This window comes from Nocardia sp. NPDC055029 (assembly GCF_053608525.1).
The window spans coordinates 32,601-41,626 of the sequence record NZ_JBSGVQ010000053.1 but is presented as its reverse complement, the minus strand read 5'-3'; the positions used below and the strand labels follow the sequence as shown (position 1 = coordinate 41,626).

Here is a 9,026-nt window from a genome sequence, read left to right as displayed (position 1 = left end):
GCCCGGACGGCGGCATGGCCGAATACGTCCGGATTCCCGCGCGCTCCTTCGTACCCATCGGCGACATGGACTTCGCGCAGGCCGCGCCGCTGGCCGACGCGGCGCTCACCCCGATGCACGCCATCCGCGGCACGCTGGATCAGCTGTGGCCGGGCGCCACCGCGGTCGCCATCGGCATCGGCGGCCTGGGGCACGTGGCGGTGCAACTGCTGAAGGCGATGACGGAGACCCGGGTCATCGCCGTCGACGTGGACGCCGACAAGCTGGCCCTCGCCACCGCCTGTGGCGCCGATATCGCGCTGCGCGCCGGTGACGACACCGCGGCCACCATCCTCGAACTCACCGGCGGCCGCGGCGCCGAGGCGGTATTCGACTTCGTCGGCGCCGACGCCACTACGAAACTCGCCGTCGAAACAGTCGCGCCCAACGGCGCCTACCGGATGGTCGGACTGGCGGGCGGCGTGCCCGGCATCGACTCCGGTCCGGCGGGTGGACCCGGCCTGCCGTGGGGCGCCACGGTGCGCAAGTCCTACGGCGGCACCAGAACCGACCTGCTCGACGCGGTGGCCCTGGCCGCCGCGGGCAAGGTGCGCGCCGAGATCGAACGCTTCGACCTCGCCGACGCCCGCACCGCCTTCGACCGACTCGACTCCGGCGCGATCCGTGGCCGCGCCGTCCTGATTCCCTGATGGAGAACACCATGTCCGAAGCCGTAGACCCGCAGGAATTCGTGGCGAAGGTCGCCGCGGGGCTCACCGCGCCCGGCGCGCCGTTCGAGCTGACCGTCGAACCCGTGCTCGGCGTGCCGATCCCGGTGCTGGCGCAGCGCCGCCGCAGCCTGCGTGAACTCCTCGAACACTCGCTGACCTGGGGTGAGCGCGACTACCTCGTCACCGAGGACCGCCGGATCTCCTTCGCCGAACACGCCGCGGCCGCGGGCGCGCTGGCCACCGCGCTGGCCCGCCGCCACGGCGTCGGCAAGGGCGACCGCGTCGGCATCCTGGCCGCCAACGGCCCGGACTGGGTGATCGCGTTCTGGGCCGCGCAGTGCCTCGGCGCGATCCCGGTCGGCTACAACGCCTGGTGGGCGCCGCCGGAGATCGCCTACGGACTCGACCACACCACGCCCACCGTGCTGATCGCGGACGCGAAAAGGGCCGCGCTGGTGCCCGGCACCGACATCCCGGTGCTCACCATGGAGACGGAGCTGCCCGCACTGATCGCCGAGTTCGGCGGCGGCGAGATCCCCGCGACGCCGGTCGACGAAGACGACCCGGCCGTCATCCTCTACACCAGCGGGACCAGCGGCAGGCCGAAGGGCGTTGTGCATTCGCAGCGGAACATGGTGGCGATCAGCGACTATCACCGTTTCACCGACGCCATGCTCGCCGCGTTCGCCGGTCAGCCGCCCAGCGACGCGCCGAGCGATCGCCGGTACCTGGTCACCGCGCCGCTGTTCCACATCGCCAGCCTGCACAACCTCGTCGTCCCGCGACTGCTGACCGGCGCCGCCGCGGTGTTCCCGCACGGCGCGTTCGAGGTCGGCCGGGTGCTGAGCCTGGTCGAGCGCGAGCGGGTCACCAACTGGGCCGCGGTGCCGACCATGGCCGCCCGCCTGCTGGAACACGATGTCGCGCAGCATGATCTGTCCTCGCTGGCCGCACTCTCCCTCAACTCCGCGCCGTCCTCGCCCGCGTTGCTGGCCAGCCTGCGCGCGAAGATCCCGTCCCTGCAGTTCGCCCTGACCACCAGCTACGGACTCACCGAGAGCGGTACCGCGGCGACGGTCGCCACCCCGCTGGACCTGGTGGCCGACGACGCCTCGGTCGGCAAGCCGATCTTCGGTGTGGCAGTGGAGATCCGCGACGCCGATGGCAACGCGGTCCCGGACGGCGAGGAAGGCGAGATCTGCATCCGCAGCCCCTACGTCATGCTCGGCTACTGGAACGACGAGGCGGCCACCAAGTCCGCCATCGACGACGAACGCTGGTTGCGCTCCGGCGATTTCGGCACGATGCGAGACGGCAGGCTCACTGTGTCGGGCAGGCGCACCGACCTGATCCTGCGCGGCGGGGAGAACGTGTACCCCACCGAGATCGAGAACGTGCTGTGCGAGCACCCCGCGGTCGCCGAATGCGCGGTGTTCGGGGTCGCGCATCCCGACCTCGGCCAGGAAGTGGCGGCCGTGGTGGTCGCCGAGCCGGGCACGGTGGACCCCGAGGAACTGCGGGCCTTCGTCGCTGCCCGGCTCGCGTACTTCAAGGTGCCCGCCCGCTGGCGGATCACATCAGACGCCCTGCCGCGCAACGCGACAGGGAAGGTCACGCGGCGCGATCTCGCGCTGTAAGGGGTTGAAAAATGTTCGACAGCATCATCAAAGGCGGCCGGTGGTTCGACGGCACCGGCGCGCCCTCCGCGATTCGTCATCTCGGCATCAAGGACGGCAAGGTCGCCGAGATCTCGGCGACACCGCTCGACGAGACCGGCTGCCCCCGGGTCGTCGATGCCACGGGCAAATGGGTCGTGCCGGGCATGGTCGACATCCACACCCACTACGACGTCGAGGTACTGCTCGACCCGTCGCTGTCGGAATCGGTGCGCCACGGCGTCACGACCGTGCTGCTCGGTTCCTGCTCGCTGTCGACCGTGCATGTCGACGGGGAGATCGCCGGTGACCTGTTCGGTCGCGTCGAGGCGATTCCCCGCGCCCACGTCGTTCGCGCGATCGAGCAGACCAAGAGCTGGCACTCCGCGGCCGAGTACGCCGCCGCGCTGGACGCGCTGCCACTTGGTCCCAACGTGGCCTGCTTCATCGGGCACTCCGACATCAGGTCCGCGGTGATGGGCCTGGACCGGGCCACCCGCAAGGACGTCGCGCCCACAGCGGCCGAACTCGCCGCGATGGCGGGCAAACTCACGGAGGCGCTCGACGCCGGGTTCGTCGGCATGTCCTCGCAGCGGCTGCTGTTCGACAAGCTCGACGGTGAGCTGTGCCGGTCCCGCACCCTGCCGTCGACGTATTCGACCAGGGCCGAACGCCGCACGCTCACCACGATCCTGCGCACGCGCGGTCGCGCGCTCCAGGGCGGGCCCGACGTCAACCGGGCCGACACGATGATCGCGATGGCGGCGAGCAGCATCGGCCTGTGGCGCGAGCCGCTCAAGGTGAGTCTGCTCTCCGCGGCCGACATCAAGGCGATTCCCGGTGTGGCCAAGGTATTTCCGCTGCTTGCCCGCGCCGTCAACGCCCTGCGGGGCGATTTCCGCTGGCAGCATCTGCCGGTGCCGTTCGAGGTCTACTCCGACGGCATCGACCTGCCGATCTTCGAGGAATTCGGTTCCGGCGCCGCGGCTCTGCACCTGGCGAACCACATCGACGAGCAGCGTCACCTCATGCAGGACGAGCGGTACCGGCGCGCGTTCCGCAAGGACTACGACCAGAAGTACGGCCCGCGCGTGTGGCACCGCGACTTCTTCGACGCCGACATCGTCGCATGCCCCGACCCCACCGTGATCGGCAAGACCTTCGGCCAGGTCGGCCTCGACCGGGGCGGTCTGCACCCGGTCGACGCCTTCCTCGACCTGGTCGTCGAGCACGGCGCGAAACTGCGCTGGCGCACCACCATCTCCAACCATCGGCCCGAGGTGCTCAACGTCCTCGCCGCCGATCCCGGCGTCCAGCTCGGCTTCTCCGATGCCGGTGCGCACCTGCGCAACATGGCCTTCTACAACTTCGGCCTGCGCCTGCTGCGGCGGGTCGCCGACGCCGAACGCGCCGGTACCCCGTTCATGACGATCGAGCACGCGGTGCACCGGATCACCGGTGAACTCGCCGACTGGTACGGCATCGACGCCGGTCACCTGCGTGTCGGTGACCGTGCCGACGCCGTCGTCATCGACCCGGCCCACCTCGACGACACCCTCGACGCCTACGCGGAGAACCCGATTCCGGAGTTCGACAATCTCCCGCGCATGGTCAACCGCAACGACGAGACCGTCACAGCGGTGTTCGTCGGCGGGCGGTACGTGTTCGGCGCGGGAGTCGAGGATCCCCTGCTCGGCGCCGAGCGCACCGGCCGGTTCCTGCGCGCCGGATAATCGCCTGTCGGGCGGGGCGGTGGGCGGTGCGGGCATCGCGATCTGGGACAGTCGTGGCAAGTCCAGGTCACGCCAGCGAGAGGATTCGACATGTCGGACGCGAAACGGATCACCTGGGGCAAGCCGCGCCGTCCCAGCGACGCCGATCGTGACGCGCTGCGCGAGGACCTGCTGGCCAAAGCCCGCGCCGTACGAGCCGACGGCTGGGACGACCACCGCGCGCAGTGGCCCGCTGGCCAGGTCGCGGTGGTCGCCTACCTGCTCGGCGACACCGAGGTCCTCACCGAACTCGACGAGAACGACGCGACAGTGCTCAGCCGCTTCGCCGCCGACCTGTTCGGCTTCGTCGGCGGCCGCAAGGACAACGAGAAGGGCCTCGTCGACACCCAGGCCTGGTTCGACTCCGTCCGGAAGGCCCTCGGCCCCGCCTCGCCGTGAGCAGCCGACCGGCTCAGGCGGGTGCGTCGGTGCGCAGGACGCATCGGGTGGTGCTGTAGATGGTGGGCATGCACTCGTTGCAGTGGGTGCACAGGGAGGTCGTGGCGGGGTTCGTCTGCCAGCGCCGGATCAGGTCCGGTTCGCGCAGGAGCGCGCGGCCCATGGCGACGAAGTCGAAACCGTCGTCGATGGCCTGCTGGGCGGTGGGGCGGTCGGTGATCCCGCCGAGCAGGATCAGCGGCAGGGTCAGTTCCTGCCGGAATCGCTGGGCCTTCTCCGCGAGATAGGCGGGGCGATAGGGGTATTCGCGCAGGAACTGCTTGCCGACCACCTGGAAACCCCAGCGCACCGGTATCGGCAGGGTCTTCGCGAAGTTCTTGCGCGGCGCGTCGCCACGGAAGATCGCCATCGGATTGAGCAGCGAACTGCCCGCGGTGAGCTCGAGCGCGTCGATCGCACCGTCGTCCTGCAGCCAGGTCGCGACCTGGAGCGACTCCTCGATCGAGAATCCGCCCCGCACACCGTCTTCCATGGTGAGCTTGGCCGTCACCGCCATGGTGTCACCGGCCGCGTCGCGCACGGCCCGCACCAGTTCCCTGGCCATCCGCGCCCGATTGACCAGCGAGCCACCGTAGTCGTCCTTGCGGCGATTGAGCATCGGGCTCAGGAACGAGCTCGCCAGATAGTTGTGCCCGAGGTGCACCTCGACCGCGTCGAACCCGGACTCGCGCGCGAATCGCGCCGCCCGGGCGTGCGCCGCGACGACCTCGGCGATCCCCAGTGCGTCGGGAACCTTCGTGAACCGCATCCCGAGCGGATTGAACATCCGGCTCGGCGCCAGCGCCGGCGCCTGGTTGGACTTCGCGTTCGCCACCGGCCCGGCATGCCCCAGCTGCGCGCTGACCGCCGCGCCCTCCGCGTGCACGGCATCGGTGAGCCGGCGCAACCCCGGCACCGCCTCCTCGCGCATCCAGATCTGATGCCGATCGGTGCGCCCACCGGGGGCCACCGCGCAGTACGCGACGGTCGTCATCCCGACCCCGCCCGCGGCCACCTCGCGATGGAACTCGACCAATTCGTCGGTCGCCAGTGCATCCGGCGTCCGCCCTTCGAACGTGGCCGCCTTGATCACCCGATTCCGCAGGGTGAGCGGACCGAGGACAGCGGGCGCGAGAACATCGCTCATGCGCAAAAGTGAAACACGTTACAGTTCGCTCGGCAATGGGGGAGGTCCGCTCAGTGGACAACAGAAACGACGACGGCGCCCACCGAGTCGGATCGGAGGGCGCCGTCGAGGGCGAGATCGCGCGAACTACCAGCGGTCAGGGGTGACCGGTGCGTCCCACGCCTTGGCGAAGCGGGTCTTGTCCTTGGTGTCGACTTCCTTGCGCCGGTAGACGATGTACGGGCGGGTCAGGTAGCCGATCGGGGCGCTGAACATGTGGACGAGGCGGGTGTAGGGCCAGGCGAAGACCAGCGCCAGCACGACCAGGCCGTGCAGCTGGAAGGTCCACGGGACGCCGACCATGAGGCCGGGCTCCGGGTTGATCGAGAACAGGCTGCGGAACCAGGGGGAGACGGTGGTGCGGTAGTTGTAGGTGCCCCACAGCAGGTTGGAGCCCCAGGTGTTGAGCAGGCCGGTGACCAGGGCCAGCGTGAGCAGCGTGTACATCATGACGTCGTTGCGGCTGGTGTTCTTGCGCACGGCGGGGATGACGAGGCGGCGGTAGCACAGGATGGCGACACCGGCCACGACCATCAGGCCCGCGACGGAACCCGCGCCGACCGCGAGGATGTGATACGCGTGCTCGGAGATGCCGATCGCGGCGGTCCACGACTCGGGGATCAGCAGACCCATCACGTGGCCGCCGAACACCCCGAGCATGCCGAAGTGGAACAGCGGGCTGCCCAGCTGCAGCAGCTTGGACTCGTAGATCTGCGAGGAGCGGGTGGTCCAGCCGAACTGGTCGAACCGGTAGCGCCAGACATGGCCGAGTACGAAGGACGTGGCGGCGATGTAGGGCAGGATCAGCCACAGGCCTTCGGGGAGCGGGATGGTGGCGTTCATCGGCGGCCTTCCGTGGCGTCGAACAACGAGGGGTCCATGGCGAAGGGTTCCAGCCCGACTTCCTCCTCGGGCGGGCCCTGCGCGGCGAGTTCGGCGATGCGGCGCCGATCGGCGGTGGTCACCGGCGGCAGCGTGGTCAGCACCGCGGCGAGCACACCACTGTAGGGAGAGTTGTTGTCTCCCAGCGACAGTCGCAGCAGCTCCATGACCGGAACGTGCTCGCCGAGCAGGCGCTCGCCGCCGATCGGGTCGACGGTGGCGGCGAATTCCAGCAGCACCGGCAGGTGGTCGGGCAGTTCCTCGTCACCGAGCTCCACACCGGCCTGGCGGTAGGCGTGCTTGAACCGCAGCAGCGCCATGCCGCGCTTGCGGGTGTCGCCGAAGGCATAGAAGGTCAGGTGCAGGCTCGCGCGGCGGCGCATGTCGAAGGTCTCGACGTAGCTCTGGGCCACCTCGATCGACGGGGTGTCGCGCAGATAGGCGAGCACCGCGTCGAAGTGCGCGCGCACCTCGGCGGGCAATTCCGCTGCGGCGGCCGACATCTGGTCCAGCAGGGCCAGGGTCTTCTCGCCGGGATAGTCGAGCAGCAGCGCGGCCAGCCGCCAGACCACGCGCCGGTCACGCTCGGCCATGGCGGTGACCGGCTGCGGTCGCTTGCGGATCGAGAGCAGACTCATGGCGCCACGCCGCTGACCGTGGAGTCGGCCACGGCAGCGCCGTTGCTGCCGTTGCCGTTGCTCCCAGCGGCGGCGCCGTTGCCGTTCGCTGCGGGGGCAGTCTTGTCGGTGCCCGGCACGAGCCCGGAGGTGCTGCGACCGTCCCAGTTGAGCAGGTTGATCCGGCCCGACTTCTCCTCGGGCGCTGCCTGATTGGTGTCGGCGAGCGAGAACTTCTCCACGACCTGGTCGAACGCGGTCATGCCCGGTCCGCCGTCGGTGTCGAGGCTGCACCCCGTGGCCAGTGAATCCAGTTCGTGCGCACGGGAAGTCGCGCCGGAGGGGATCACGTAGCGGTGCTCGTACTTGGCGATCGCGAGCAGCCGGTACATGGCCTCGATCTCCTCGGGCTCGAGCCCGATCGACGGCGCGATACCGGGCTCGGGCTCCTCACCGAGATTGACCGACCGCATGAACGCCCGCATTCCGGCCAGCCGCTGCAGCGAGGCGCGCACCGGTCCGATCTCGCCTGCGGTGAACAGCTCGGCCAGGTATTCGATCGGGATGCGCAGCGCGTCGATGGCGCCGAACAGGTTGCCCGCGTCCTCGCCGTCGTGGCCGGTCTCGCTGAGCACGTCCACCACCGGCGACAGCGGCGGCACGTACCAGACCATCGGCATGGTGCGGTATTCCGGATGCAGCGGCAGCGCCAGCTGGTAGTCCACGATCAGCTTGTAGACCGGCGAATCCTGTGCGGCCTGAATCCATTCCGGCGAGATACCGGCCTTCTCGGCCTCGGCGATCACCCGCGGGTCGTGCGGGTTGAGGAACACACCCAGCTGGGACGGGTAGAGGTCCTTGTCATCGGTGACCGACGCCGCCTCGAGCACCGCGTCGGCGTCGTAGAGCATCACGCCGATGTAGCGCAGCCGGCCGACACAGGTCTCCGAGCACACGGTCGGGATGCCGACCTCCACGCGCGGGTAGCAGAAGGTGCACTTCTCCGCCTTGCCCGTCTTGTGGTTGAAGTAGATCTTCTTGTACGGGCAGCCGGTGATGCACTGGCGCCAGCCACGGCACTTGTCCTGGTCGACCAGGACGATGCCGTCCTCCTCGCGCTTGTAGATCGCGCCCGACGGGCACGACGCGGCACACGACGGGTTCAGGCAGTGCTCGCAGATGCGCGGCAGGTAGAACATGAAGGTCTCTTCGAACTCCAGTTTCACCTTGTCCTCGAGCTTGCCGAGCAAGGGATCCTTGCCGACCGCTTCGGGACCCGAACCGAGGTCGTCGTCCCAGTTCGCGCCCCAGGTGACCTTGGTGTCCTCGCCGGTGATCAGCGACTTCGGCCGCGCGACCGGCGTGGTGTCGGTGGGCGGGGACGCCAGCAGGTTGTCGTAGTCGTAGCTCCACGGCTCGTAGTAGTCCTCGACCGTGGGCAGATCCGGGTTGGCGAAGATGTTCATCAGGCGCTTGAACCGCGAGCCCGACTTGAGCGACAGCTTGCCACGCTTGTTGAGCGTCCAGCCGCCCTTCCACTTCTCCTGATCCTGGTACTGGCGCGGATAACCCTGTCCAGGACGGGTTTCCACATTGTTGAACCAGACGTACTCGGTGCCACCGCGGTTGGTCCATGCCTGCTTGCAGGTCACCGAGCAGGTGTGACAGCCGATGCACTTGTCCAGGTTCATGACCATGGCGAGCTGAGCCATTACGCGCATGTCAGTACTCCACGTTCTGGTTGCGGCCATTGGATACAGCGTGGT

The 9,026-nt window shown here is 69.0% G+C and carries 8 protein-coding genes; 4 read left to right on the top strand and 4 right to left on the bottom strand.

Annotation, left to right across the window (positions count from 1 at the left end):
• From ACWF9G_RS31505 to ACWF9G_RS31490, 4 genes are all read left to right on the top strand, one after another.
• The coding region (locus tag ACWF9G_RS31505) for a zinc-binding dehydrogenase (protein WP_452519760.1) at window positions 1–689 on the top strand (689 nt) is incomplete at its 5' end.
• 11 nt (window positions 690–700) lie between these two features.
• Window positions 701–2,347, top strand: a complete 1,647-nt coding sequence (locus ACWF9G_RS31500; RefSeq protein WP_452519758.1) for a class I adenylate-forming enzyme family protein — start codon at window positions 701–703, stop codon at window positions 2,345–2,347.
• An 11-nt stretch (window positions 2,348–2,358) separates the two neighbouring features.
• Window positions 2,359–4,098, top strand: a complete 1,740-nt coding sequence (locus tag ACWF9G_RS31495; RefSeq protein WP_452519757.1) for an N-acyl-D-amino-acid deacylase family protein — start codon at window positions 2,359–2,361, stop codon at window positions 4,096–4,098.
• A gap of 90 nt (window positions 4,099–4,188) precedes the next feature.
• Window positions 4,189–4,536, top strand: a complete 348-nt coding sequence (locus tag ACWF9G_RS31490) for a hypothetical protein (protein WP_379308521.1) — start codon at window positions 4,189–4,191, stop codon at window positions 4,534–4,536.
• 13 nt (window positions 4,537–4,549) lie between these two features.
• Here ACWF9G_RS31490 and ACWF9G_RS31485 read toward each other — a convergent pair whose 3' ends face one another.
• The 4 genes from ACWF9G_RS31485 to narH form a co-directional block, all read right to left on the bottom strand.
• A complete protein-coding gene (locus tag ACWF9G_RS31485) occupies window positions 4,550–5,722 on the bottom strand; it encodes an NADH:flavin oxidoreductase (RefSeq protein WP_452519755.1) in 1,173 nt (390 codons plus the stop codon).
• A gap of 126 nt (window positions 5,723–5,848) precedes the next feature.
• A complete protein-coding gene (narI, locus tag ACWF9G_RS31480; RefSeq protein WP_452519753.1) occupies window positions 5,849–6,604 on the bottom strand; it encodes a respiratory nitrate reductase subunit gamma in 756 nt (251 codons plus the stop codon).
• Window positions 6,601–7,281 (bottom strand): nitrate reductase molybdenum cofactor assembly chaperone, encoded by a 681-nt coding sequence (narJ, locus tag ACWF9G_RS31475; protein ID WP_379082109.1) that lies wholly within the window; start codon window positions 7,279–7,281, stop codon window positions 6,601–6,603. Before narJ ends, narI begins: the two co-directional genes overlap by 4 nt.
• Entirely contained in the window at window positions 7,278–8,972 is a 1,695-nt protein-coding gene (narH, locus tag ACWF9G_RS31470; RefSeq protein WP_379308544.1) for a nitrate reductase subunit beta, read from the bottom strand. The genes narJ and narH overlap by 4 nt, the downstream gene beginning before the upstream one ends.
• Window positions 8,973–9,026 lie beyond the last annotated feature (54 nt).